The following is a 25051-nucleotide window of genomic DNA, read 5'->3' as shown; positions in this document are numbered from 1 at the left end:
GCCGTCGGCCGCAAGGACCCTGGGGAGGCTTACCGTTTGGGCTTCCTCACCGGCAACGGAACGTCCGGGCCGGACGCCGTCGCTTCGACGGAAGCTGCACCCGCATCGGCCGTCGCTGACACGGGCCGTGCCTGAGCGCCCGCGCCATTATCCTCGGCAGGCGGATTGGGGAGCTCCGTCACCGGGTTCGCCACAGGGCCGCCACCGGTGGCTGTCTTATCCGCAGCCTCCGCCTGCCGGGCGCGCATCTCCCGCTCGACCTTGCGCCAGTTTACGACGGCCGCGTTGTGCTCCCTGAGCGTCGCCGAAAAGACATGCCCGCCCGTCCCATCGGCCACGAAGAAGAGCTCGCCGTGATCCGAGGGGCTCAGCGCCGCTTCGAGCGCCGGACGCCCCGGGTTGCAGATCGGCGTCGGAGGAAGGCCCTTGATCTGATAGGTGTTGTGCGCGTTCCTGGCGTCCTTCTCCGATTGCAGGATCGGCTTGCCCCACGAGACGCCGCCCCCATGAACGCCGTAAAGGATGGTGGGATCCGACTGGAGCGGCATGCCGCGCCGCAGCCGGTTTACGAATACGCCTGCGATCCGCTCGCGCTCGTCGGCCCGTCCCGTCTCTTTCTCGATGATGGACGCCAGCACCACCGCTTCCTCCGGCGTCTTGAGCGGCAGATCGCTGCGGCGGCGCTCCCAGGCGCGCGCCAGCATCTGCTGCTGCTTGAGCTGCATGCGCTCGAGCAGTTCCTGGCGCGGCATGCCTTTCTCGATGCTGTAGGTCTCGGGCAGGAGCGAACCCTCCGGCGGAATCTGGGTGATGTCACCCGAGAGGTGCTCTTCCGCCTTCAGCCGCTCGACGATCTGCTGGCTGGTCAGGCCTTCGGGGATCGTCACCCGATATTGGACGGACTTGCCTTCGGAGAGGATCTCGAGCACCTCGCGGATGGAAACGCCCGGCTTGAACAGGTACTCGCCATGCTTGAGCGAGACCTCCTCGGGGTGCATGCGGCTCTGCACGAGGTAGTTGATCATGAACGCCCAGCGGCTCGAGACGACGCCCTCTTCCTCGAGTTCGTCGGCGATCTTGTTCGAGCTTGTCCCCTTCGGGATGACGACGGTCTGGGCGATGGTGAGCGGCCCGGGCTTGCCATAGAGATGACCGACGAGCAGCGTCAGCCCGCCGGCTGCGACCATCACCACGAGCAGGACGGTGAGCACGCCGCTCACGATACGGACGATCGCGGACATGGCTCGCGACTCGCGGCGCTGGCGCACGCCATGGGGCCGCGGCGGTGCACGCCCCGGCTCGAGCGCTTCGGCCGGGCTCCGCGGGCGAACGCCATCGCGCCGCGACAGCGTCGGCTGCGCATTCCGGCGCACATTCGTCATCGTCGTCCAGCTCCCGTTCGTCGTCTCTTGCACGCGCTCCCGCGCGCGACAAGCCAAGCCGCCATCGCCACCGCGCCGACGTGATCAAGCGAATGTGGCGAAACCCCGACCGGCCCCGGCGGCGCGCCTCATGATCCCCGGGCCTCAGCCTGAGAGATCTCTCGGCCGGCATCTATAGCACGCCAGTGGAGGCGTCACTGCGAAGCAGGGCCAAAAACGTCGATAAAACAGTGTGCAATATGTGGGCGAACGTGCCTGTCGCCAAGACGTTGGCGCAGAGAATACAGCTCTGCTGTCTTGAAAGGCGTGGAGGCGAAGCCCGGCTCGGTGCCGCTTCGCCCCCAATCACGATCCCACGCTCCGCGCCGTGACGGACGCTAAGCCACCTTGCGCATGACGAGCGAGGCATTGGTGCCGCCGAAGCCAAACGAGTTCGACAGCACCGTATTGATCTCGCACTTGCGCGGCGTATTCGGCACAAGGTCGATGGCCGTCTCGACGGACGGGTTCTCGAGGTTCAGCGTCGCCGGCGCCACCTGGTCGCGGATGGCGAGCACCGAGAAGATAGCCTCGACGGCCCCCGCCGCACCCAGCAGATGCCCGATCGACGACTTGGTCGACGACATCACCACCTTGGCCTGCGTATTGCCGAACAGCCGCTCGACAGCCCCGAGTTCAATCTCGTCACCCATGGGCGTCGAGGTGCCATGCGCATTGATGTAGTCAATATCGCTCGGCGCGGCGCCAGCGCTCTTGAGAGCCGCACGCATACACCGGAACGCGCCGTCACCGGTCTCCGACGGCGCCGTGATGTGATAGGCATCGCCGGACATGCCGTAGCCGATCACCTCGGCGTAGATCTTGGCACCGCGCGCCTTCGCATGCTCGTAGCTCTCGAGTACCACGATGCCGGCACCCTCACCCATCACGAATCCGTCGCGATCCTTGTCGTAAGGACGCGAGGCCGCGGTCGGGCGATCGTTGAAGCCAGTGGAGAGCGCGCGGCACGCGACGAAGCCCGCCATGCCGATGCGGCAGATGGAGCTTTCGGTACCGCCCGCAACCATCACCTCCGCATCGCCGAGCGCCACGATGCGTGCCGCGTCGCCGATCGCATGCGTGCCCGTGGCGCACGCCGTGACGACGGCGTGGTTCGGGCCCTTGAGGTCGTGCTTGATGGATACATAGCCGCCGGCGAGGTTGATCAGGCGCCCGGGGATGAAGAACGGCGACACCCGCCGCGCGCCCTTCTCCTTGAGCAGGAGCGACGTATCGGCGATGCCCGAAAGCCCGCCGATGCCCGATCCGATCAGGACGCCGGTCTCCTCCTGCTTCTCAGGCGTATCCGCCTTCCAGCCGGCATCCGCGAGCGCCTGGTCGGCCGCAGCCACGGCATAGAGAATGAAGTCGTCGACCTTGCGCTGCTCCTTAGGCTCCATCCAATCATCTGGATTGAATTTGCCTTCAGACGTGGGGCCGCGCGGGACGAAGTTCGCGATCTGACAAGAGAGGTCGGACACATCGAATTCCTCGATGCGCCGCGCGCCGCTCTTTCCAGCCAGCAGATTGTTCCAGGATGCTTCGACCCCGCATCCAACCGGGGTCACAAGTCCGAGTCCAGTGATAACGACACGGCGCAGGGATTTCATATCGCTTCTATCGATCCGTGAAAAAGCTGCCCGTCAATGCTCCGCCGGTCCTTGCTCCAAGCGTTGCGGGTTTGTGTCGTGGCCTGACGGAGCGAATGGAACGGGATCCCCACTCCGCTTTTTCCGGCCTCGCCTCTGCCCATCGGACCCGGAGATCATGTGTCCCGCCGCTCCTGCTTCGGCAAGACACAGAACTCGGGAGCCATCGGGCTGCCGCCGGTCCGGGCAAAAGCCACCAGCGTGCCCGGCGCAGAAGGCGCCAGACATGCGGGTGAGCCGGACCGCCGGCTATCACGCGGCCGTGGCGTTCTTCTCCAGGAACTTCACGGCATCGCCGACGGTCAGGATGTGCTCGGCGGCATCGTCCGGGATCTCGCACCCGAACTCCTCCTCGAACGCCATCACCAGCTCGACCGTATCCAGGCTGTCAGCGCCAAGATCGTCAATGAAGCTCGCGTTTTCGGTGACCTTGTCAGCCTCGACGCCAAGATGCTCAACTACGATCTTCTTCACGCGCTCTGCGACATCGCTCATCGTCTTCCCTCGTCCTGTCCCTGCTCTGTGTCTGATTGGTATGCTTCGTCTTCTCGGATCCCGTCATTGCCGGGGCGCCCGGAAGTCAACTCCTGTCTCGTTCCAGGTGCTGGGCGGCGCTATCGAGGTCACGCCCGGACGACAGCGCGTGAGCGTCGATCGTTAGGACTTTTCCGAGAGCTGCGCAGCAAAAAAACGAGGCTCGTTAACACATCTCCTGAAGCTTGGCCAGCATCCGGACCCGACAGTGAACCCCCCTTGGCGGGGTGACACTTTGCCCCCCGTCCGGCCGCGGGGCGGAGGGAGCGGCGGAGCCAGCAGCCTCTATTACACCATAGCCATTCCGCCGTTCACATGCAGCGTCTGGCCGGTCATATAGCCCGCCTCGTCGCTGGCAAGGTAAACCGCTGCGGCCGCAATATCTTCCGGCGTGCCGAAGCGCTGAGCCGGAATGTGCTGGGCGATCTCCGCCTTCTGCTTGTCGGTGAGCACGTCCGTCATGGCCGTGCTGATGAAGCCGGGCGCGATGGAATTCGCCGTGATGCCCCGGTTGGCCACCTCACGCGCGAGCGACTTGGTCATTCCGATCATGCCCGCTTTCGACGCGGCATAATTGCCCTGCCCAGGATTGCCCATGACGCCCGAGACGGACGAGATGTTGATAATGCGTCCATAGCCGGTCTTGGAGCGCAGCATATGGCGCGTCGCGGCTCGCATCAGCATGAAGGTGGACGTCAGGTTGACGGCGATGACGTCGTCCCACTGCTCATCCTTCATCACCATGAAGAGATTGTCGCGCGTGAGGCCCGCATTGTTGACCAGAATGTCGACGCGGCCGAGCTTGGCGATCGTCTCGTCGATGAGCTTGCCGACGGCCGCCCGGTCCGCAAGGTCGCACGCGATGACATGGACTCGCTCGCCGAGCTCCTTGGCCAGGGCGTCGAGCTTCTCGGTCTGGCGCCCGGAGAGCGCCACCTCTGCACCCGCCTTGTGGAAAGCGCGCGCGATCCCCTCTCCGATGCCGCCGGTCGCGCCCGTGACCAGGGCCTTCTTGCCAGACAAATCGAACATGTTTGCAGATCCTTTTCGGACGGAATGGGTTCGGGAGAATCAAGCGAGGCGTGAGAGCGCCGCCTCGACGTCATCAGGCGTGCCGATGCTCGACGCCTCGAGCGAAGCCACGATGCGCTTGGCAAGGCCCGCCAGCACCTTGCCGGAGCCCAGCTCGAACAGCTCCGTGACGCCGTTCTCGGCGAGATAGCCGACGCATTCGCGCCAGCGTACGGAGCCCGTGACCTGCGCCACGAGCAGCCGGCGGATCTCTTCGGGATCGCTCACCGCGCTGGCCACCACGTTGGCGACCACCGGCACGGCTGGCGGCTGGATCGTAACGTTTGCAAGCGCTTCCGCCATGGCGTCGGCCGCCGGCTGCATCAGCGCGCAGTGGAAGGGTGCCGACACGGGCAGCGGAAGGGCACGGCGCGCGCCATGCGCCTTGCCGATCTCCGCCACGCGATCGATCGCGGCCTTGGCTCCGGAGAGCACCACCTGGGTCGGGTCATTATCATTGGCGACTTGGCAGACCTCGCCCTGAGCCGCCTCCGCCGCCACCTTCTCCGCGACATCACGGCCGACGCCGAGCAGCGCCACCATGGCGCCCTCGCCCACCGGAACCGCAGCTTGCATGGCCTGGCCGCGCAGCTTCAGGAGGCGCGCCGCATCGGCGAGCGAAAAGGCTCCGGCCGCCGCCAGGGCCGAATATTCGCCGAGCGAATGGCCGGCCACGAACTTTACGGTGTCGGCGAGCTTGATTCCCTTCTCGCGCTCGAGCACGCGCACGACCGCCATCGAAACGGCCATCAGCGCCGGCTGGGCGTTCTCGGTGAGCGTAAGCGTCTCCTTGGGGCCGTCCCACATAATGGCCGACAGCTTCTGTCCGAGCGCCTCGTCCACCTCATCGAAAACCTCGCGGGCGGCCGCAAAGCTCTCGGCGAGGGCACGGCCCATGCCGACGTCCTGGCTCCCCTGGCCGGGAAATACGAATGCGCGTGCCACGCTTGCTCCTTTTTGGTTCCGGCGCCGCGAAGCCGCTCTCGGCTTCGCATGCTCGGTCATCCTCGCTCCGGCGCTTTCGACATGCTGGCTCCGCGATTGTCAAGAGCCGTGGCCGAAAGCCCCGCGGCGCGCTACTGTTTCACCTCGCGCCGCTGCAAAGCGGCTTTCTATCGCGGAGGCCTCCGTTGGCAGGCATTTCAGAGCGCTTGCGCCAGACCGGCGTTCTCCTCCACGCGTCCATCTTCGCCGTGGTCGTCGCCGGGCTTGCGATTCTCGATTGGTATACGGCGGAGCCCTATTGGGTTCATTGGGTTTTTCTGGGCTGGGGAGCCGGCGTTGCGCTCCACGCTTGGTTGGCGCTGCGGCGTTAGCGCTGCCCTTGCTTAACGAGCATGGCCGCCCAGCCGCTTTCCCCTTGCCCGCCGGGTGAAATCCCGTATAAGTCCCGCTGTCACGCACTTCGGTTGGAGGCTGAACGGGGCCGCGGGCTCGCTTGAGTCTGGCGGCAAGGTGCTTTGGGCCCGTCGTTTCGGGTTCTTTTGCAAGCGCTTGTTCCCCGGTGTCTTCGCTCTTTGGGTGCCTTTGGGCCTTCAGGGCCCATAAGGGGCTTTGCGCCGAAGCTGCTGATCCGCTGGCAAAAGCTGGCGGCAACCTGATAGGGAAAGGCCACACATGCCCCTTTACGAGCATGTCTTCCTGGCACGCCAGGACGTTTCGCAACAGCAGGTCGAAGCGCTGACCAAGGAATATTCCGACGTCATCGCCGAAGGTGGCGGCAAAGTCACCAAGACTGAATACTGGGGCCTCAAGGGCCTCGCTTACAAGATCAAGAAGAACCGCAAGGCACACTATTCTCTGCTCAACATCGAAGCCCCGGCCGCGGCCGTCGCTGAGATGGAGCGGCGCATGGGCCTTTCGACGGATATCCTCCGCTTCATGACGCTGCGCGTCGAGGAGCTCGAGACCGAGCCGTCGGTCATGATGCGCAAGCAGGATCGCGACGAGCGTGGCGATCGCGGCGGCTTCCGCGGCGGCGACCGTGGCGGCTTCCGCGGCGGCGGGTTCCGCGGCGGTTCGGAGGGCGGCTCGACGTTCAGGGGCCGTCCGCCGCGTGAAGGTGGAGATGCAGGACGCGGTCCGCGTCCGGCGCGTACGGGCAGACCGGATGCCGGCGGCACCGGATCGGAGAGCTGATCATGGCAGAGATTCAACAGATCGCCGCGCGTCGGCCGTTCCATCGCCGCCGCAAGACCTGCCCGTTCTCGGGCGATCAGGCGCCGAAGATCGACTACAAGGACGTGCGTACGCTCGGCCGCTACATCTCCGAGCGCGGCAAGATCGTCCCCTCGCGTATCACCGCCGTTTCGGCGAAGAAGCAGAGAGAGCTGGCCCGCGCCATCAAGCGCGCCCGCTTCCTCGGCCTCCTGCCGTACGTGCTGAAATAAGCATCCGGCATTCGGGCCTCGCCCACGGAGGCGAGGCCCCCTGAAGAATCACGGAAAAGCGGGGTCCGCCGCTTTTCCGATAGCCGCAAGGCAAATGAAAACGGAGCCGCCCGGGGGTGTAACGACACCGGGACAGCTTCTGGAGGTTGGATGGGCGGCGAAAGCCTGCTCACCCTAACCGCATCGAATGCGGGACAGCTGAGAGCATGAGAACGCCTTTCCTTATCGGAATCGGATTGGGGCTGGTTGCTGCGGTGGTGTTCGCCTCTGCGGCGACAGGTCCGTTCCTCGCCCGCTTTGTTCTTATGTTCATCACGCCGCTCCCGATTGCGCTCGCCGGATTGGGCTGGGGCTGGCGCACGGCGGTGATCGCCGGCGCGGCCGGAAGCGCCCTTATCCTCCCCTTTGCCGGCCCCGCCATGGCGGCCGCCTTCCTGCTCACGCAGGCGGCGCCGATGGTGGTGCTGACCTATCTCGCCATGCTGAGCCGTCCCCTGGCGCTCGAAAGCGACACGGCTCCGGCTGCAGACGACGGCGCTCCCATGGAGTGGTACCCACCCGGCCGCCTCGTGGTCTGGGCCGCGGCCATGGCCGGTCTCGTGAGCGCCGTCATGCTCGTAACCATCGGCGGCGACCTCGAAACCCTGCGCAAGTCACTCGCCGAGATCATGACGACCGCACTCGAGGCGGGCCTCCCCCAGGGAGAGGGCGGCGTGAAGCTCAGCGAAACCGAGATCACGGCCTTGTCCGAGATCGCGCTTGGCATGCTGCCCGCGGCGTTCGCCATCTCCTGGATGGCGAGCCTGGTGTTCAATCTATGGCTCGCCGGCCGCGTCACGCTCGCTTCAGGCCAGCTCGGCCGCCCCTGGCCAAATCTCGCCGCAACGGCCTATCCCGCCGGCACCTCGCTGGCATTCGGCACAGCCCTGATCGCGAGCATGCTCTCGGGCCTTCCCGGGCTCGCCGCATCCGCTTTCGCCGGCGCGCTCTTCATCGCCTACCTTCTGCTCGGCCTCGCCGTCATCCACTATACGACACACGGCCGGCCCTGGCGCACGTTCGCGCTATGGGCGCTCTACGGCTCGCTCTTTATCGTCAATTTCTGGGCGGCGATCCTCATCGCCATGCTCGGCCTGGCGGAAAGCGTTCTGCACCTTCGGGCGCGCTTCACGGCCTCAACCGGCGCGCCCCCTTCGCAAACTTGAAGTTGACTACCGAAAAGGAGAAACCACCCCATGCAAGTCATTCTGTTGGAGCGCATCGGCCGTCTCGGCCAGATGGGCGACGTCGTCACGGTGAAGGACGGCTATGCGCGCAACTATCTTCTGCCGCAGAAGAAGGCGCTGCGCGCCACTGACGAGAACCGCGCCCGCTTCGAGACGCAACGCGCTCAGCTCGAAGCCAACAACCTCGAGCTCAAGAAAGAGGCCGAGGACATCGCCGCCAGGCTCGGCGGCAACATCTTCACCGCTATCCGCTCCGCCGGCGACACCGGCCAGCTCTACGGCTCGGTCTCGACGCGCGACATCGCCGATGCGATCACCCAGGGCGGCTTCACCATCGACCGCCGCCAGGTGGTGCTCGAGCGCCCGATCAAGACGCTCGGCGTGCACGAAACGAAGGTGCGTCTCCACCCCGAGGTGATCGTCGGCGTGATGCTGAACGTTGCCCGCACCGAGGAAGAGGCCGCGCGCCAGGCAGCCGGCGAGGACGTTACCGTCGTCAAGGATGAGGCGCTCGAGATCGAGACCTTCAATCCCGACGCCGAGTTCGACGAGGACGAGGCCACCGACGAAGCCGGCGAGACCGGCGAGACCGGCGAGCCCGAGGGCAACGCCGAAAACGCGAGCTGAACCCGATTGGCGGCGCGTACCAGCGCGGCCCCGCCATCGGTGTCGATTTCTCCTTTACCCGTCATGCCGGAGCATTCCCGGCGTGGCGGGGTCGGGAGCGGAACCATCTGCGAACGCGCGCCTTCGGATTGAGGTAAGGCGCGCCGCAGTCAGGCGGGGGATGCACTCGGCGAGGTGATCTTGCGCGTCAGCGATCTCTCTTCCTCGGTATCCGATAGCCTTGCCCATGCGGGCCACCGGCTGGCGGGACTGTTCACGCCGACATTGCGTCTCGGCGTCACCGGATTGGCGCGCTCCGGAAAGACTGTCTTCATCACGGCGCTGATCCGTAATCTGACGCAAGGGGGGCGGCTGCCGTTCTTCGAGCCCTACGCGGCAGGGCGGATTCTGGCGGCAACCCTCGAGCCGCAACCCGATGACAACGTCCCGCGATTCGACTACGAGCGCCATCTCGACGCCCTCTCCGCCGATCCGCCACACTGGCCCGAGAGCACGCGGCGCGTCTCGGAGCTGCGCGTCTCGCTAGCTTTCGTCTCGACCCATCCGCTGCGCCGGGCCCTCGGCATCCGCCGACTCAATCTCGACATCGTCGATTATCCCGGCGAATGGCTGCTCGATCTCGCGATGCTCGGCGCAAGCTATGCCGATTGGTCGCGCGAGGCACTGGCGCAGGCGCGAGAGCCTGGACGCACCGGCCTTGCCGCCGAGTGGCTCGCCTTCGCCTCGAGCCTCGATGCAGACGCACCGGAGGATGAGACGGCGGCCCTCGAAGGCGCACGCCGCTTCACGGATTATCTGCAGCGCGTGCGCGCCACCTCCGCCGTGGCCGCGCTTGGCCCCGGGCGCTTCCTGATGCCGGGCGATCTCGAAGGCTCGCCGCTGCTGACGTTCTTTCCACTCGACACCGCTCCAGGCACCGCACCCCGCCGCGGCAGCCTCGCAGCCATGATGGCGCGGCGCTATGATAGCTATGTGCAGCATGTCGTGCGCCCCTTCTTCCGCGAGCACTTCAGCCGCCTCGATCGGCAGATCGTGCTCGTTGACGTTCTCGGCGCCCTCAATGGGGGAGCGGCCGCAGCGCTGGAGCTCGAGCGCGCGCTCGCGTCCGTGCTCGAGGCGTTCCGCCCCGGAGCGGCAAGCTGGCTTGCGAGCCTCGCCGGCGCACGACGCATCGATCGCCTGCTGTTCGCTGCCACGAAAGCCGATCACATCCATCACACCAGCCACGATCGCCTGGAAGCGATCCTGCGTCTTCTGACCGAGCGCGCCGCAGCCCGCGCGGGCGCGGCAGGGGCCGAAGCGCGCACCATGGCGCTCGCCGCCCTGCGCGCGACGCGCGAAGTCGAAGCGCGCGATGGCGCGGCGGTGCTTCCCTGCATTGCCGGCGTGCCCTTGCCGGGCGAACGGGTGGGAAATGAGCTTTTCGACGGCAAGCGCGAAGTGGTCGTATTTCCCGGAGACCTGCCGGCCGATCCGGCTGCCGCCCTGGCGGGAGAGGCGCCCCTTGGCGCGACATTCCCGCGCTTCCGCCCTCCGAGGCTCGCACCGGCGACGACCGCGGGCGACGTGCCTCCGCCCCCGCACATCCGCCTCGATCGCGCGCTCGACTTTCTGATCGGAGACTGGCTCTCATGAGCGATCCAGCCGGCACCAGAGGCCCTCGCGTCTTCGCGCCTGACGACCCCAAGATCGTCGCCGAGGCAGCCCCGGAAGAGGACAGCGTCCTTGCCGACAACCTCGCCACGCCGCCATCCGCTCACGCTTCGGCCAAACGAGCGACGGTGGGGGGCCTGTTCCTGTCGGCCATCGCGGCCCTCATCGCACTGGCGCTGACGGCAAGCCTCACGAGCTTCGTCTCGACGGCGCTCGCGCGCAACGATTGGATCGGATGGACAGCGACGAGCCTTCTCGCGATCGCGTTCGCCACAGGGCTCGTGCTCGTGGGGCGCGAGGCTGTGGCGCTCATCCGGTTGGGCAAACTGGCCCGGCTGAGGCGCGACGCGGAAACGGCGCTCAGCACGCACGACATCGCCCTGGAACGTCGGACGGTGGCGGCCCTCTCGGAAACACTGCGCGGCCGGCGTGAGCTGTGGTGGCATCTCGCGCGGCTCCGCGATCACGCCCGCGACGTGCGCGATCCGGGCGACTTGCTCCGGCTGGCGGATCGCGAGGTCATGGCCCCGCTCGATACCGCCGCACGCCGGCTCGTGCTGGGCTCCGCCAAGCGCGTCTCGGTGGTGACCGCCCTAAGCCCCATGGCATGGCTGGCGATGCTCTATGTGGCGGTCGAGAACCTGCGTCTTCTGCGCAAGCTCGCCGCACTCTACGGCGGCCGGCCCGGCGGCCTCGTCGCGCTGCGGCTCGCACGCATGGTCGTCGTGCACATCGTAGCCACCGGCGGGGTGGCCATGACGGACGATTTGATCGGTCAGTTTCTCGGACAGGATCTCTTGCGCAGACTATCGCGACGCCTCGGCGAGGGTGTCTTCAACGGCGCGTTGACAGCCCGCATCGGCACCGCCGCCATCGCCGTGACGCGGCCGATCCCCTTCCTAGAGGCCGAGCCGGTCCGCGTCCGCGATCTTCTGCCCGAACTGCTGCGCCGCGCGAAGTCCGACGAAGGGAAAGCGACATGACCGCTCCCGATACGGGCTGGAAGGCTCGCATCGGGAACGGGACAGTCCGTCTCTCAAACGAATGGTGAGAGCGGCCGCAAGTTAAGCTGCGGCCGTGCTGCTCTTGACGACGACGCGATAGCCCTTCGCCTCGAGCTGAGCCAGCACGCCCTCGAGATGCGAGCGGTCGCGCGTCTCGATGACGAGGTTGAGCTCCGTGCCGCGCGCCGGGAGATCGGTGAACACGCGCTGGTGATACACCTCGACGATGTTGGCGCCTGCCCCACCGACCACACCGGCAACGCGCGAAAGCTCGCCCGGCCGGTCCGGAATATCGATGGTAAGGCGCGAAAGACGCCCCTCCCGCGCCAGCTCACGCGTGAGCACGCTCGCGAGCAGGCGGGGATCGATGTTACCGCCGGTCAGCACGACGCCGCACTTGCGGCCCTTCCAGCGCTCGCGATCGGCCATGATGGCGGCGAGACCGGCCGAGCCGGCGCCCTCGACCACCGTCTTCTCTTTCATGAGCAGCGCGAACGTCGCGCGCTCGATATCCGTCTCACTGACCAGAACGACGTCATCGACCAGACGCTTGATGATCTCGCCGGCAATGACGCCGGGATCCGAGACGGCGATGCCCTCGGCGAGCGTATCGCCGCGCGCCGGCATCTGCGTGCCCTTCACAAAGTTGTACATGGAGGGATAAAGCGCCGCCTCCACGCCGATGACTGTAATATCGGGCTTGATGGCCTTTGCCGCCACCGCGACACCCGCCAGCAGGCCGCCGCCGCCGATCGGCACGAAGATCACGTCAAGATCGGGCACGTCCTCGAGCATCTCGATTCCGGCCGTGCCTTGTCCAGCCACGATCTTGGCATCGTTGTAGGGGTGGACGAACACGAGCCCGCGCTCGTCGCCATATTTGCGTGCAAAGCGCCCCGCCTCCTCGAGCGAGTGCCCTTCGAGGATCACGTGCGCGCCCCAGCGCTTGGTGTTCTCAGCCTTAACCGCAGGCGTACCGACCGGCATGATGATGGTAGTCGGAATCCCAAGCCGCCCGGCGTGATAGGCGACGCCCTGTGCGTGGTTGCCGGCCGACATGGCGATGATGCCGCGCTTGCGCTCCTCCTCGGTCAGCGACAGGAGCTTGTGCAGCGCGCCGCGCTCCTTGTAGGACGAGGTGCGTTGCAGGTTCTCGCACTTGAGCCAGATGTCGACGCCGAGGTCCTGGCTCAACATGAAGCTGTGGTGGAAAGGCGTGCGAACGATCTGCCCTTCGACGATCTTTGCAGCGCCGCGGATGTCATCCAGCGTGACGGAAGCGGGCGTCTCCGTGTTATCGGCCATGGTGTCCTTCTATGGGATTTTACTGCGTGCCCGGAGGCGCTTTCGCGCCTGTGAGGCGGTTTGAGGTCTGAGTGTAATTCGCTACAACGGCGGGCTGTAGGGAACAGGAGGTGGGATGCATGGCCAAAGTGGCATGGATTGGCTTGGGCGTCATGGGTTATCCCATGGCCGGTCACCTTTTGACGAGGGGCGGCCATGAGCTCGCAGTGTACAATCGCAGTCCTGCCAAGGCCGCGTCTTGGATTGATGCGTATAACGCCGGAACGCAGCATGCAACGCCCGCCGCTGCCGCAGCCGGCGCCGATTTCGTCTTTGCTTGCGTCGGCAACGATGACGACTTGAGGGAAGTGACGCTCGGCCCCGACGGCGCATTCGCCGCCATGCGGGCGGGCACCGTCTTCGTCGATCACACGACGGCTTCGGCCGAGGTCGCCCGTGCGCTCCACGCCGAAGCCCAAGCGCGCGGCTTTTCCTTCATCGACGCCCCCGTTTCGGGCGGACAGGCCGGTGCCGAAACGGGCCAGCTCACCGTCATGTGCGGCGGCGATAAAGAGGCCTTCGAGCGGGCGGAATCTCTGATCCGCTGCTTTGCCCGCGCCGTGCGGCTGATCGGCCCCGCCGGATCCGGCCAGCTCTCCAAGATGGTGAACCAGATCGCCATCGCCGGCATTGTCCAGGGCCTGTCCGAGGCCATCGCCTTCGCCGAAAATGCCGGGCTCGACGTTCCCGCCGTGGTCGAGACCATCTCGAAGGGAGCCGCCCAATCCTGGCAGATGGACAACCGCTGGGAGACGATGCACGCGCGGCGCTTCGATTTTGGTTTCGCCGTCGACTGGATGCGCAAGGATCTCGGCATCTGCCTCGCCGAGGCTGACCGCAACGGCTCGGCACTCCCCGTGGCCGAGCTGGTCGACGGCTTCTATCGTGACGTGCAAGCCAAGGGCGGCGGCCGCTGGGACACTTCGAGCCTGATCACGCGCCTTCCCGGCCCTGGGCCTGAGCGCACGTGACGCCGCTCACCCGCTCTTGCGCTTTTCAGATGGCGGCCGCGCATAGGTGAGCGGCAGCGCCGTCGTATGCTTGATCTCCTCCATGGCGAAAGCGGAGGAAACCTTGGCGATCTCGACGTTCGAAATCAGCTTCTTGTAGAACACGTCGTAGGCGGCGATGTCGGGCACGACCACGCGGAGCAGATAGTCCACGTCCCCCGACATTCGGTAGAACTCGACCACCTCGGGAAATTCCGCCACCGCCTCATGGAAGCGCTCGAGCCACGTCAGGCTATGCTGATCCGTCTTGATCGAGATGAAGACGGTGACGCCGGCGTTGACCTTGACCGGATCCAGCACCGCCACGCGCCGCTTGATGACGCCGAGCTCTTCGAGTTTTTGAATGCGACGCCAGCACGGCGTCGTCGATAGCCCGACCTCCTTGCCGATTTCCGCCACGGGACGCGTGCAGTCCTCCTGCAGGATGGCGAGGATCTTGACGTCCATATCGTCGAGCATGGGATTGCGCCGGGTTGAAATGGAATTTTCAATTATCGCGGTTTCTTAATATTGAATTGTCACGCACCGCGGTCAAGCGCGGCAAACTGTTTATTTTCGTTCGATAGGCCGAAGCATGGCCCTCACCTCGCGCTGCAGCTCTGGCACGAGCTCGGCGTCGAACCAGGGATTGCGGTTAAGCCACGCATTGTTACGCCAGGAGGGATGGGGAAGCGGGAAGAACCGCGGCGTTGCCGATGTCGCGAGATAGTGGCGATAGGCGTGGACCGTCTCTCCGAGCGAGGCTTTGGCTGCGCCACCGAGATGCCAGCGTTGCGCATAGAGGCCGACGAGCAGCACGAGCTCAACCTGGGGCAGCAGCGCAAACAGGCGCGGCCGCCAGAGGGGCGCGCATTCCCGGCGCGGCGGCAGATCGCCGCCCGTGCTGGTCAGCCCCGGAAAGCAGAACCCCATCGGGATGATGGCGACGCGGGCTTCGTCGTAGAACTCATCCTCGCTGACTCCCATCCAGGAGCGCAGCCGCACGCCGGAAGGATCAGTGAAAGGCCGGCCGGAGGCGTGCACGCGCGTTCCCGGCGCCTGGCCGACGATGGCGAGGCGAGCCGTGGCGCTGGCGCGGATCACGGGGCGCGGATCATGGGGCAGCGGCGCACCGTCCGGCGCATCCACGCACCGCCGGCAGCGGCGGATTTCGCTCACAAGACGGTTGAGGGCGCGTGTCACCCGATTTTATCCCAACGGGTCAAAGGTCGTAGACGAGCCCATCCTCGGCGAGGCTCACGCGTGGGTGGCGTATCGCGTCGCGGTTTGCCAGGGCTTCGGGGCCGAGATGCGTCAGAAGCACGTGCTTGGCGGAGAGGCGCGGCAGGTTGGCTTCGATCGTTCGCCAGTTCAAATGATAGCGGGCCTCACGCGCGAAGGCGAAGCATTCGCAGATGAAAAGATCGGCGCCTTTCGCCGCGGCCGTGAGCGTTTCCACCCATTCAGTATCGCCGGAGACTGCCAGCGTCTTCCCGTCCGCCTCGAAACGCAGCGCATAGGGCGTGGCACCGCACGGATGGCTGACGACGAACGGCGTTGCCGTGACGCCCGCCTCCTCGAGCGGCTCGAAGTCGCGCCAGGCCCGAAACCGCAGCTCGAAGCGCCGTTCTGCGGTCGTCGAGCCCGGAAAGAGGGCTTCCGAGGCCGCCGTGAACCGCGCCTCGAGGCCGGCCGGACCCACGATGGTCAAAGGCGCCGTGCGCCGGGAAACGTGAACCGCATGGATCAGCCACCACGTCAGTCCGCCGAAGTGATCGCCATGCAGATGCGTTACGAAGATGGTCGATATCCGATCTGGATCAAGACCTTGCCGGAACGCACCGGTGAGCGAGGTGGCCCCGCAGTCGATCAGAAACTCGCCCCCGCTCACAGCGACATGAAAAGAAGTCTGCAACCGGCCGCCGGAGCCGAAGGCGTCACCCGATCCGATGATGGTCAGCTTCATGTCGGCTTTCCGTGCTGGTGCTGGGCCAGCGTCTCTCGCTCTCGAGGCTGTCGCATCGCCCCGGCGCCTACCGTGCCGTCCACCGCCGCCTGCCGACCGTTCCCGGCGGACCAGGGCAGGCGTGCCGGGATAAACTCATCGTTAGCTAATTGCCCCGAGAATGACCGCGGGCAGGCCCCACGACCTATCACCCTCCCGAGATGCGCGGCAAGGCCTCGCCAGGCCGAGGACCGGAGGTGTGGATCAACCGTCGTGACCCGCCGCGCGGCGGACGTATGGACAAAGAGACCAGAAAAAAGATTCTCGCCGACCTGAGGCAGCGCCACGAGGCTCGGAAGCGCACGGACGATGGCATCCGCGCGGCGCGGGAGCGGCTGACGCGGCGAAGCGAGATTAAGCCCGAGTTCGAATATGAGCTCATGGCGATCTTTGCTCAGAATGAGCTCTCGGCCGCCGTCACCATCTGGGCGTTGGCGGCAATTTTCGCGCTCGCCTCCATGTTCTGGGCCCCCTGGGCGGAAAGCTCGCTCTGGCTGGGCCTCGTCATTGCTTCGAAGGTTCTGCTGCTCGACATCTGCCGCCGCTTCGTCGCCCAGTCGCGCCCCGATGAAGATTTCAGGCCCTGGCGGCGCCGGTTCATTCTGGCGGAACTCTTTTCCGGCCTCGCATGGGCCGGCTTCGCGCTCGTCGGCTTCAGCACCCAGCAGGAAACCGCCCATCAGGCGATCTTCTCCTCGCACGTCTTCATCTTCGCATCGTTGATCGTGCTGCTCGCCGTCCGCATGACCTTCACCTCGACGGTGATGAGCCTGCTCTACGTCGGCACCATCCCGATGACGATCGCCGTCTCCGCCCGTCTCGTCATGCTGGGCGAGCCCTTCTATTACGCACTCGCCACGATGGCGGTCGGCGTGCACATCTATTTCATCTTCCTGGCCAAAGGCCTGCAGCAAACCACGCTGCAGATGCTGGCGTTCCGCGCCCAGAAGGACATCCTGATCGCCGAGCTCGATGAGGAGCGGCTGCTCTCCGACGAGGCGCGCCGGCGCGCAGAAGCCGGCAGCAAGGCCAAGTCGCGCTTCCTCGCCACCATGAGCCACGAGCTCCGGACCCCGCTGAACGCCATCATGGGCTTCTCCGAGGTGATGAAGGACGAGATGTTCGGGCAGCATACGGTGCCCACCTACCGCGAGTACGCGAGCGACATCTATGACAGTGGCCGCCATCTTCTCGAGCTGATCAACGAGATCCTCGACCTCTCGCGCATCGAGGCCGGGCGTTATGAGCTCGTCGAGGAGCGCGCCCACCTCGGCGACCTCGCGCAGGATTGCCGCCGCCTGCTCGCGCTTCGGGCGAACAGCAAAGGCCTTCAGGTTCAAGTCTCCGTCGAGCCCGATCTTCCCCAGGTCTGGATCGATGTGCGCGCGATGCGCCAGATCTGCCTCAATCTGCTGTCCAACGCCCTCAAGTTCACGCCCAAAGGCGGCACCGTGACCCTCACCGTTGCTCCCACGCCCGAAGGCGGCCAGTGCCTCACGGTGCGCGACACCGGCCCCGGCATTCCCGCCGACGAGATCCCGAAGGTGATGCAGGCGTTCGGCCAGGGCTCACTCGCCCATGAAACGGCAGAGGGCGGCACGGGCCTCGGCCTGCCGATCGTGCGGAGCCTGGTCGAGCTGCACGGGGGCACGTTCGAGCTCGTTTCGGAGCTGCGCAAGGGCACCGAGGCCGTCGTCGTCCTGCCTCCCCAGCGCGTGCTCACGAGCGTGGCGCCTCTCCAGCCGCTCGGCGCCGAGCGCCACCGCCAGCCGCCGCCACCGCCCTCGGTGCGCCAGCCGCGCCTGCGCGTCGCGCCCCATCCGCCGCGCGTCGCCTGATGTCAGCGCGGACTGACTGAAAAGAGACCGGCCGTTGCGCGCCGCTGCACGTTTGCCGCGCCGGCGATGCTTGAGCACGCGCAGTCCGACGCGTAGATTGCGCGCGATGGAAACCCCGTGCATTAAAACCTGCGTCATTGATCCGGCCGACGGCCTGTGCACGGGATGCCGGCGCTCGCGCCACGAAATCGCCCGCTGGTCGGCCTTCACTGACACCGAGCGCCGTGCCATCATGGACGCGCTCAAGGCTCGGCCGCCCGCAACGGCGCGCTCCACGACGCCGGACACTCCTTAGCCATGCTTTTCGTCCTGCTCGCCATTCTCGCCGGACTGATCGCTCTCTTCTGGTCGCTCAGCGGCGACACGGGGGAGATGTCCGGCCTGCTCGCCGACAATATCGGCTATATCGCCGGCCTGCTGGCGCTCGGTCTCCTCTATCTCGCCACCCTCGGCGGCGACTATCACGGCCGCAGGCGCGACGCCGTCCGCCACGCTGCGGTGTGGCTCGGCATCGGTCTGGCGGCGATCGTCGCCTACACGTATCGCGAGGAGCTCCGAACCGTCGTCTACCGCGTCGCCGGCGAAGTGCTTCCGCCCGGGCATACGATCCTTGTCGATACGGCGCCAACCGGTGAGCAGGCCGTGCGGCTGCGGCGCCAGGACAATGGGCACTTCGTTGCCCGCGGTGCCGCGAACGGGGTGAGCCTCGCGCTTCTCGTCGACACTGGCGCCTCGACTGTCGTGCTGAAACCCGCCGACGCCGCTCGCATCGGCATCGACACCAGCGCCCTCTCCTTTACGACGCCGGTCTCGACCGCGAACGGAACCACCTACGCCGCCCCCGTCCGCCTCAAGTCGGTCTCCGTCGGACCGCTCGAGGTTCGCGATGTCGAGGCCCTCGTCGCGCAGCCCGGCGCGCTCGGCGAGAACCTGCTCGGTATGAGTTTCTTAAAACGTCTGCGATCCTATGAGTTTTCCGGCGATTTCCTGACCCTTCGGGGCTGACGGCCGCCGCGTGCAACGAGCCTCCGCCAAAGGGATGGCCTTTCACCGGGAGCGTTTCGCGCCATGAGCCTTTCGTCCGGTACGCGATCGCTGCTCGGTGAGCTGGTGAGCTGGGGCGCCGCGGCCGCTATCCTCATTGCCTGCGTCGTCTATTACGAAGCGCTGCATAGCGCGATCGGCCACGTTTTGGGCATCGAGCGCACCGCCGCTCCCGACATTGCTGAGACGACAGCTCCCACGTCCCCTGCGAAAGGCCGCATCGAAGAACTCGCGGCCGGCGCCGACGGCCACTATTACGCCAGCGCCGAGATTAACGGGCGCTCGTTCGACGTCATGGTCGATACCGGAGCCTCCATGGTTGCATTGACATACGAGGATGCCGAGCGGGCCGGGCTTCGCCTCAAGCCGTCCGACTTCACGGCGCAAGCGAGCACGGCCAACGGCACCGCAGCCGTCGCTCCGGTCGTTCTCGATCGCGTGAGCATCGGGCGGATCATGATCCGCAACGTCCGCGCCGCCGTGTGCGAGCGGGGCCGCCTCGAAAGGACGCTGCTCGGCATGAGCTTCCTATCAAGGCTCGCCCGTGTCGATATCAGCGCCGGACGGCTCACCCTCGTCGAGTGAGCCAGGCGGGCCCATTGAACGATTGGCCACGGCGCGCGTTGTTGCGCTACCCTCCCTGCTCCGGCTCAAGGCGTGGCTGGCTCGGCATCCGTCTCCGCTTGCACCAGTTTCGCCGCATTCCGCCCTCATCACCCAGTCCGGCCTTTCGGGCTCTCCTCCCATCAACGTCTCCACGCAAGGCTTCTCGATGTTCCCCAAACCCCGTGCCGATCTCGTCCCCAACACCGCCGACTTCGAGCGCCTGCCACTCGTGAAGCCGACCGGCTTTCGCGAGTACGACGCACGCTGGCTGTTCCCCGACGAGATCAACCTGATGGGCCTCACCGCCGTCGGCCTCGGCATGGCGGAGCTGTTCGACGAGCGCGGCGTGCCGCGCCGCATCGTCGTCGGCCATGACTTCCGCTGGTACTCCGGCGCCGTGAAGCAGGCGCTGATCACCGGGCTTCTCGCCGGCGGCTTCGAGGTGCACGACATCGGCCTCGCGCTCTCGCCCATGGCCTACTTCGCGCAGTTCGAGCTCGACGTGGAAGGTGTGGCGATGGTCACCGCTTCGCACAACGACAACGGCTGGACCGGCATCAAGATGGGGCTCGCGCGTCCCCTCACCTTCGGCCCAGATGAAATGGGCCGCTTGAAGGAGATCGTGCTCGGCGGCGCGTTCAAGCCGAGGTCCGGCGGTAGCTATATCTTCGTTCCCGATCTCGCCGAGCGCTATATCAAGGCGCTGACCGACCGCCCGAAGCTAAAGCGCAAGCTCAAGGTCGTCGCCGCCTGCGGCAACGGTACGGCGGGCGCGTTCGCGCCCCGCGTACTGGAAGCCATCGGCTGCGAGGTGGTGCCGCTCGATGCGGACTTGGATCACACCTTCCCGCGCTACAATCCGAACCCCGAAGACATGAAGATGCTCCATGCCATCGCCGAGGCGGTGATGGCCAACAACGCCGACGTGGGCTTCGGCTTCGATGGCGACGGCGACCGCTGCGGCGTCGTCGACAACGAGGGTCAGGAGATCTTCGCCGACACCGTGGGCGTGATGCTGGCGCGTGACATCGCGGCCATTCACAAGAACCCGGTGTTCGTCGCCGACGTGAAATCGACCGGCCTCTTCATGACCGATCCCGTGCTCAAGGCCGCCGGCGCCAAGACGCTCTACTGGAAGACCGGCCATTCCTACATGAAGCGCTACACTTTCGAACAAAAGGCGCTGGTCGGCTTCGAGAAGAGCGGGCACTTCTTCTTCCAGCCACCGCTCGGGCGCGGCTACGACGACGGGCTCGTCGCGGCGCTCGCCGTTTGCGACATGCTCGACCGCGCCGAGGGCAAGACCATCGCCGACCTGCGCCGCGAGTTGCCTAAGACCTATCAGTCGCCCACCATGTCGCCCCACTGTGACGATGAGAAGAAGTATGGCGTCGTGGAAAAGGTCGTGGCCGACTATGAGGCGCTGGCGAAGAACGGCGGCACAGTCGCCGGCCAGAAGATCCGCGATCTCGTCACCGTCAACGGCGTGCGCGTGACGCTCGAGGACGGCACGTGGGGCCTCGTGCGCGCCTCCTCCAACAAGCCGGAGCTGGTGATCGTGGTCGAAAGCCCGGTGTCCGAAGAGAACAAGATCGCCATCTTCCGCGACATCGAGGCCCGTCTCGCCAAGTTCCCCGAGGTCGGCGCGTACAATCAGAAGATCTGAGCTCCGGTTCAGATCATCGAGACGAGCAGCCTCGTCGCCACGGCCGTGAGGAACGCCGCGAACGCCAGTTCGAGCTTGCGCCGCGAGATACCATGCGCGACGCGCACGCCGAGCGGGGCCGTCAGCACGCTGGCCGGGATGATGATCGCCGCGCCGAGCAAGCTCACGAAGCCGAGCGAGGCGGGCGGCAATTCCGGATTGCCCCAGCCCGCCCATACGTAGCCGAGAAGCCCCGGGATTGCGATCAGCGGTCCGAAGCCGCTCGACGTCGCGACGGCCTTCAGAATGGGCCAGCCGCAGAGGGTGAACAGCGTCACCAGGAACATGCCGCCGCCGATGCTCATCAGCGTCGAGACCATGCCGATGCCAAATGCCGCGAGCATGACCCACGCGTTCATGGGCACATCATCCGCGAGCCGCCACTCCTCACGCCCGAACGCCATCTTCGCCGCGAGAAAACCGGCGCAAACGATCCAGACCCATTTGAGCGCATCACCCGAGGCGCTCGACACGAGCACGATGCCCGCCAGCACGCCGGCAATGACCCACGGTCCGAGCCGGCGGAGCACGGCCGTATCGACGGCCCCGCGCGCGAGGTGCGAGCGATAGGAGCGGATCGCCGTCGGAACGATCACCGCGAACGAGGTGCCGAGCACGAGATGCATGCGGATGCTGTCCGGCACGTCGAGGAACGTGAAGGTCTCGAAGAGCACCGGCACGAGCACCCCGCCGCCGCCGATGCCGAGAAGCCCGGCGAGAAACCCCGTGGCGAGCCCGCCGGCGAGAAGCGCAAGGATGAGCCACAGCAGCCCGCCGTCAGCAATGAGCTGGCCCATCATGCCGCTGTCCATGGGAGGCCCTACTCCGCCGCCGCGCTGAGCGCCGCTTCGCGCCCCTCGGCCATCGCCATCGCCTCGAGCAAGATGTCGAGACCGGGGCCCTCGCCAACCCCATGCTCGGACAGGTGGCGGCGGAACAGCCGCGCCCGCGGCTGCCCGTGATAGAGCCCGAGGATGTGCCGGGTGACGGAATTGAGCCGGCCGCCCCGCGCCAGGTGCTTTCGCACATAAGGCACGAGCCGCACCAGCACCTCGCCGCGCGCAAGCCTCGGCTCATCGGAGCCGAACAGCTCCTGGTCGACACTCGCGAGCAGATACGGCCTCTGATACGCCGCGCGCCCGAGCATCACGCCATCCACGTGCGCCAGATGCGCCGCGCATTCTTCAAGCGACCCGATGCCCCCGTTGAGCACGATGGTGAGATCCGGACGTGCTGACTTGAGGCGATAGACACGCTCATAATCGAGCGGCGGGATCTCCCGGTTCTCCTTCGGCGAAAGGCCGCCGAGCAGCGCCTTGCGCGCGTGCACGACGAAGATGGTGCAGCCGGCATCCGCGACGATCCCGATGAAGCGCGAGAGATCCTCCTCGCTATCCTGATCGTCGATACCGATCCGGCATTTGACGGTGACCGGAATGCGCACGCTCTCGCGCATGGCGCGGACGCACGCCGCGACCAGCCCCGGCTCGGCCATCAGGCACGCGCCGAAGCGCCCTTCCTGCACGCGCCCCGACGGACAGCCGACGTTGAGATTGATCTCGTCGTATCCCGCTGCCTCTCCGATGACCGCCGCCTCGCCGAGCTTCGCCGGATCGGAGCCCCCGAGCTGCAACGCCAGCGGCCGCTCTTCGGCGGAGAAACCGATGAGCCGCGCGCGATCCCCATGGATCACGGCTTCGGCCGTGACCATCTCGGTATAGAGCCGCGCATGCCGCGTCATGAGGCGATGGAAGGTCCGGCAGCGCCTATCAGTCCACTCCATCATCGGTGCAATGCAGAACCTATGAGATTGAATTCGCAAGAGTTTTCCTGATTAACTCAAAAGCGTGCAACCATGCACATGCTTACGCTTATTCGCAGAAGCTCTTACCTACAATGAGGCGTTTTCTGCTCTGACGTTACCCGGATTACTTCACTCTGCACCGCTTGCGCGCAAGCCCCGCGCGCGATGCCAGTCTATCCAATCGACGCCGGAAACATAGCTCGATCGTTCCACTCGCCCTCACCTCGCCTGCTCCCTCGCGTCCGCACCCCTCCACGTAAACCACGCAACATAAAGCGCGGGAAGGAACACGAGCGTCAGCAGCGTGGCGACGAGAAGTCCGCCCATGATCGAGAACGCCATCGGACCCCAGAAAACGGTCGGAGCTATCGGGATCATGCCGAGCACAGTCGAAATCGCTGTCAGCATGATGGGACGGAAGCGGGTCGAGCTCGCGTCGATGACGGCGGTCGCGACATCCTTGCCCTGAGCCCGCTCTGCCTCGATCTGCCCGATCAGGATGACGGCGTTCTTGGTGATGATGCCGAGCAGCGCAAGGATGCCGAGAATGGCAACGAAGCCGAGCGGCCGCCCAGAGACGAGCAGAGCGCCGACGACGCCGATCAGGCCCAGCGGGCCGACGCTGAGCACGAGGCCGAGGCGCTGAAAGCTCCTCAGCTCGACCATCAGGACAGTCAGCATGATGAGCAGCATAAACGGCACGACGGCCACCACGGAGGCTTGCGACTTCCGGCTCTCCTCCACCGTGCCGCCTTCGACGATGTCATAAGACGCCGGCAGCTCCTTTCGCAGCGCCTCGATCTCGGGGCCAAGGGCGTGGACGACCGTTGCCGGCAGGGTGTCGGCCGCAACATTCGCCTGCACGGTCAGCGTGGGTACGCGGTCGCGCCGCCAAATGACGGGCTGGTCTTGCGCATATTCGAAAGAGGCAAACTGGCTCAGTGGAACCGTTCGCCCGCTCGCAAGCGGCACCTGGATGTTGCGCAGCGTCGCGAGCGAGATGCGCTGCTCGTCAGTGGCGCGGGCTATGACGTCGATGAGATAGATGTCGTCGCGAACCTGGGTCAGCATGCTCCCAGAGACCACGGTATTCAGCACTCCGGCCAGCGCTTCGGAGCTCAAGCCGAGCTGGCGTGCCTCGTCCTGGTTGACCACGATGCGAACTTCCCGCGTGGGCTCGATCCAGTCGAAGTTGACATGCTCGATTTGCCGGTTTCCTGCGATAACGTGGGCAAGCCTCAAGGCGAGGTCCCTCACGACCGCGATGTCCGGTCCGCTCACGCGGTATTGCACGGGCCACCCGACCGGCGGCCCGAGCTCAAGCGGAGAGATACGCCCGACCAGATTGGGGAAGTCCTCGGCTAACGTTTTTTCAAGCGTCTTGAACAGCCGTTTCCGCGCCGGGAGATCCTTGGCGACGACGACGGCCTGCGCAAAGAAGGCGTTGGGAAGCTGGACATCGAGCGGCAGATAGAAACGGATGGCGCCCCGGCCGACATATGTGCTCCAGCGCGCGACGTCCTCGTTGCCGCTCAGGCGTTGGTCCAGCTTCCTCGCGATCTCCTCGGTCGCGAAGATCGATGCGTTCTGAGGCAGCCTCAGATCGACGAGCAGCTCCGGGCGGTCCGACGAAGGAAAGAACTGGTTGGGGATGAGAGGCAGCGCCAACAGCGATGCAGCGAACACGCCGAGAGTTGCGGCAATCGTCAGGCCCTTTGCCTTGACGGCGCGAGAGAGAAACCCACGATAGGCCTCGAGGATCCTGCTTGGCGCATGGGTTGCTGACGGCTCGGGCGGCTTCAGGATCATGGCGCAGAGAAGCGGCGCGAAGATCACGGCGACGAACCACGATACGACGAGCGCGATGCCGACGACGGCGAACAGAGAGAAGGTGTACTCGCCAGCCGAGCTTGCCGCAAAGCCGACCGGAACGAAGCCGGCAATGGTGACGAGCGTGCCGGCCAGCATCGGAAACGCATAGGTGCGGAATGCAAATGTAGAGGCGTCCTCCTTGCTGTCTCCCTGGGCGAGGCGCGTCAGGGTCGCATCCGTCATCGTCATGGCATCGTCGACGAGAAGCGCCAAAGCGATGATGAGCGCGCCGAGCGAGATGCGCTGCATGTCGATGCCGGTCAGGTCCA

At 65.9% G+C, this 25051-nt stretch carries 25 protein-coding genes; 13 read left to right on the top strand and 12 right to left on the bottom strand.

Annotation, left to right across the window (positions count from 1 at the left end):
* Positions 1-29: 29 nt before the first annotated feature.
* The 5 genes from mltG to fabD all read right to left on the bottom strand — a co-directional run bounded on the left by mltG (position 30) and on the right by fabD (position 5620).
* Positions 30-1382, bottom strand: a complete 1353-nt coding sequence (mltG, locus tag V7P99_RS03265; RefSeq protein ID WP_333793392.1) for an endolytic transglycosylase MltG — start codon at positions 1380-1382, stop codon at positions 30-32.
* Positions 1383-1759: 377 nt separating this feature from the next.
* The gene (gene fabF, locus V7P99_RS03260) at positions 1760-3022 is read right to left on the bottom strand and encodes a beta-ketoacyl-ACP synthase II (RefSeq protein WP_333793448.1); all 1263 of its coding nucleotides are present in this window, start codon (positions 3020-3022) and stop codon (positions 1760-1762) included.
* A gap of 300 nt (positions 3023-3322) precedes the next feature.
* Positions 3323-3565 carry an acyl carrier protein gene (locus V7P99_RS03255; RefSeq protein ID WP_020086632.1) on the bottom strand — a complete coding sequence of 81 codons (243 nt, stop codon included), beginning with the start codon at positions 3563-3565 and terminating at the stop codon, positions 3323-3325.
* A 327-nt stretch (positions 3566-3892) separates the two neighbouring features.
* Positions 3893-4636, bottom strand: coding sequence for a 3-oxoacyl-[acyl-carrier-protein] reductase (fabG, locus tag V7P99_RS03250; RefSeq protein WP_333793391.1), 744 nt, complete (start codon positions 4634-4636; stop codon positions 3893-3895).
* Between the two features lie 39 nt (positions 4637-4675).
* Positions 4676-5620, bottom strand: a complete 945-nt coding sequence (gene fabD, locus V7P99_RS03245; protein ID WP_333793390.1) for an ACP S-malonyltransferase — start codon at positions 5618-5620, stop codon at positions 4676-4678.
* A 185-nt stretch (positions 5621-5805) separates the two neighbouring features.
* On the opposite strand from fabD, the gene V7P99_RS03240 reads away from it, so the two are divergent.
* From V7P99_RS03240 to V7P99_RS03210, 7 genes are all read left to right on the top strand, one after another.
* Positions 5806-5991, top strand: coding sequence for a 2TM domain-containing protein (locus V7P99_RS03240; RefSeq protein ID WP_333793389.1), 186 nt, complete (start codon positions 5806-5808; stop codon positions 5989-5991).
* Positions 5992-6292: 301 nt separating this feature from the next.
* Positions 6293-6814: a 30S ribosomal protein S6 gene (gene rpsF / locus V7P99_RS03235; RefSeq protein ID WP_333793388.1), complete on the top strand. Its 522-nt coding sequence runs from the start codon at positions 6293-6295 to the stop codon at positions 6812-6814.
* Between the two features lie 2 nt (positions 6815-6816).
* Complete coding sequence (gene rpsR, locus V7P99_RS03230) at positions 6817-7065, top strand: 30S ribosomal protein S18 (protein WP_333793387.1); 249 nt, start codon at positions 6817-6819, stop codon at positions 7063-7065.
* 206 nt (positions 7066-7271) lie between these two features.
* Positions 7272-8270 carry a DUF2232 domain-containing protein gene (locus tag V7P99_RS03225; RefSeq protein ID WP_333793386.1) on the top strand — a complete coding sequence of 333 codons (999 nt, stop codon included), beginning with the start codon at positions 7272-7274 and terminating at the stop codon, positions 8268-8270.
* A 30-nt stretch (positions 8271-8300) separates the two neighbouring features.
* Complete coding sequence (rplI, locus tag V7P99_RS03220; protein WP_333793385.1) at positions 8301-8918, top strand: 50S ribosomal protein L9; 618 nt, start codon at positions 8301-8303, stop codon at positions 8916-8918.
* Between the two features lie 180 nt (positions 8919-9098).
* Positions 9099-10553 (top strand): YcjX family protein, encoded by a 1455-nt coding sequence (locus tag V7P99_RS03215; protein WP_442909859.1) that lies wholly within the window; start codon positions 9099-9101, stop codon positions 10551-10553.
* On the top strand, positions 10550-11554 hold the full coding sequence (locus V7P99_RS03210) for a TIGR01620 family protein (RefSeq protein ID WP_333793383.1): 1005 nt from the start codon (positions 10550-10552) through the stop codon (positions 11552-11554). The genes V7P99_RS03215 and V7P99_RS03210 overlap by 4 nt, the downstream gene beginning before the upstream one ends.
* Positions 11555-11635: 81 nt before the next feature.
* Here V7P99_RS03210 and V7P99_RS03205 read toward each other — a convergent pair whose 3' ends face one another.
* On the bottom strand, positions 11636-12880 hold the full coding sequence (locus V7P99_RS03205) for a threonine ammonia-lyase (protein WP_333793382.1): 1245 nt from the start codon (positions 12878-12880) through the stop codon (positions 11636-11638).
* A gap of 119 nt (positions 12881-12999) precedes the next feature.
* Between V7P99_RS03205 and V7P99_RS03200 the strand changes: the two genes are divergently transcribed.
* Complete coding sequence (locus V7P99_RS03200) at positions 13000-13890, top strand: NAD(P)-dependent oxidoreductase (RefSeq protein WP_333793381.1); 891 nt, start codon at positions 13000-13002, stop codon at positions 13888-13890.
* A 6-nt stretch (positions 13891-13896) separates the two neighbouring features.
* Here the strand turns inward: V7P99_RS03200 and V7P99_RS03195 are convergent, their stop codons facing one another.
* From V7P99_RS03195 to V7P99_RS03185, 3 genes are all read right to left on the bottom strand, one after another.
* The gene (locus V7P99_RS03195) at positions 13897-14388 is read right to left on the bottom strand and encodes an Lrp/AsnC family transcriptional regulator (protein WP_333793380.1); all 492 of its coding nucleotides are present in this window, start codon (positions 14386-14388) and stop codon (positions 13897-13899) included.
* Between the two features lie 90 nt (positions 14389-14478).
* Positions 14479-15111: a uracil-DNA glycosylase family protein gene (locus V7P99_RS03190; RefSeq protein WP_333793379.1), complete on the bottom strand. Its 633-nt coding sequence runs from the start codon at positions 15109-15111 to the stop codon at positions 14479-14481.
* 19 nt (positions 15112-15130) lie between these two features.
* Positions 15131-15874: an MBL fold metallo-hydrolase gene (locus V7P99_RS03185; protein ID WP_333793378.1), complete on the bottom strand. Its 744-nt coding sequence runs from the start codon at positions 15872-15874 to the stop codon at positions 15131-15133.
* Positions 15875-16149: 275 nt separating this feature from the next.
* Here V7P99_RS03185 and V7P99_RS03180 point away from each other — a divergent pair, with 275 nt between their 5' ends.
* The 5 genes from V7P99_RS03180 to V7P99_RS03160 all read left to right on the top strand — a co-directional run bounded on the left by V7P99_RS03180 (position 16150) and on the right by V7P99_RS03160 (position 21067).
* Positions 16150-17751, top strand: a complete 1602-nt coding sequence (locus V7P99_RS03180) for a sensor histidine kinase (RefSeq protein ID WP_333793377.1) — start codon at positions 16150-16152, stop codon at positions 17749-17751.
* Between the two features lie 106 nt (positions 17752-17857).
* On the top strand, positions 17858-18046 hold the full coding sequence (locus V7P99_RS03175; protein WP_333793376.1) for a DUF1289 domain-containing protein: 189 nt from the start codon (positions 17858-17860) through the stop codon (positions 18044-18046).
* Positions 18047-18048: 2 nt separating this feature from the next.
* Positions 18049-18756, top strand: a complete 708-nt coding sequence (locus V7P99_RS03170) for a retropepsin-like aspartic protease family protein (protein WP_333793375.1) — start codon at positions 18049-18051, stop codon at positions 18754-18756.
* Positions 18757-18819: 63 nt separating this feature from the next.
* Positions 18820-19380 (top strand): retropepsin-like aspartic protease family protein, encoded by a 561-nt coding sequence (locus tag V7P99_RS03165; RefSeq protein ID WP_333793374.1) that lies wholly within the window; start codon positions 18820-18822, stop codon positions 19378-19380.
* A gap of 187 nt (positions 19381-19567) precedes the next feature.
* Complete coding sequence (locus V7P99_RS03160; RefSeq protein ID WP_333793447.1) at positions 19568-21067, top strand: phosphomannomutase/phosphoglucomutase; 1500 nt, start codon at positions 19568-19570, stop codon at positions 21065-21067.
* A gap of 8 nt (positions 21068-21075) precedes the next feature.
* On the opposite strand, the gene V7P99_RS03155 is transcribed toward V7P99_RS03160, so the two are convergent.
* The 3 genes from V7P99_RS03155 to V7P99_RS03145 form a co-directional block, all read right to left on the bottom strand.
* Positions 21076-21918, bottom strand: coding sequence for a sulfite exporter TauE/SafE family protein (locus V7P99_RS03155; protein ID WP_333793373.1), 843 nt, complete (start codon positions 21916-21918; stop codon positions 21076-21078).
* Positions 21919-21926: 8 nt separating this feature from the next.
* Entirely contained in the window at positions 21927-22928 is a 1002-nt protein-coding gene (gene dusA / locus V7P99_RS03150) for a tRNA dihydrouridine(20/20a) synthase DusA (RefSeq protein ID WP_333793372.1), read from the bottom strand.
* A gap of 201 nt (positions 22929-23129) precedes the next feature.
* Positions 23130-25051 (bottom strand): efflux RND transporter permease subunit (locus V7P99_RS03145; protein WP_333793371.1); only part of this gene is annotated, 1922 nt, incomplete at its 5' end.

This window comes from Hyphomicrobium sp. (assembly GCF_036780825.1).
Classification (GTDB): Bacteria; Pseudomonadota; Alphaproteobacteria; order Rhizobiales; family Hyphomicrobiaceae; genus Hyphomicrobium_C.
Note: the sequence above shows the minus strand (reverse complement) of the source record. Positions and strands in the feature narration are given on the sequence as shown.